The organism is Bradyrhizobium uaiense (genome assembly GCF_010811875.1).
GTDB classification, from domain to species: Bacteria; Pseudomonadota; Alphaproteobacteria; order Rhizobiales; family Xanthobacteraceae; genus Bradyrhizobium; species Bradyrhizobium uaiense.
This window is the reverse complement of the sequence record NZ_VKHP01000564.1, coordinates 1-580: the sequence shown is the minus strand read 5'-3', so window position 1 is coordinate 580 and position 580 is coordinate 1. Positions and strand designations below refer to the sequence as shown.

The 580-nt window shown below is 57.2% G+C and carries 1 protein-coding gene; it reads right to left on the bottom strand.

Annotated features, from left to right (window positions below; translation table 11 throughout):
- Window positions 1–217 precede the first annotated feature (217 nt).
- Complete coding sequence (locus tag FNJ47_RS46495) at window positions 218–412, bottom strand: hypothetical protein (protein ID WP_163163522.1); 195 nt, start codon at window positions 410–412, stop codon at window positions 218–220.
- Window positions 413–580 lie beyond the last annotated feature (168 nt).

Genomic DNA, 580 nt, shown 5'->3' with positions numbered 1-580 from the left:
CAGGCATATTCAGGAAGTCGGGGCGATATGATGCAACAAAACCCGGCTCTCCATGCAAGCCAGGTCCGGTCTGGCTCTCGTTGCTGATGACGAATGAATAGTCGTCGCTGCTCGCGATCCATATCTCCAGTTCAGCATCAACTTGGCGGAAGTGCAGGGCCATGACGCCCTCCACGGAGAGGCCAAAAACTTGATCCTCAGTGTCCCAGATGGGCGCTCAACCTGCTTTTGTGCGGTTGGCCGTTTCAGCTTCCCGCGCCAGCCGTTCTGCCTTTAGGCGCTCTCGATTATCGTGGAGCGCTTTTTGCTCTTTGGCGTAGTCGGTCATGGCTTCCTTCGCCTTGACCGCTTTGAATATCTTGTGGGCTTCGCGCTCCGCAGCTGTCGTTGTACGCCGCTCTCGGTTGATCATTATTGACCTCCCACTTGGGCTCAACAGTCAACGCGTGGCGAGGGCTTTCGATCCCGTCGGCTGATGGCTTTGTTCACGCCTTTCGGTTCGGCTGATCACGTCGCACGCCTTGAAATTCCTCCGGCCCCTTAACGAGCTTGCGCTTGCGGTCCGATTGATCGTCCGGGC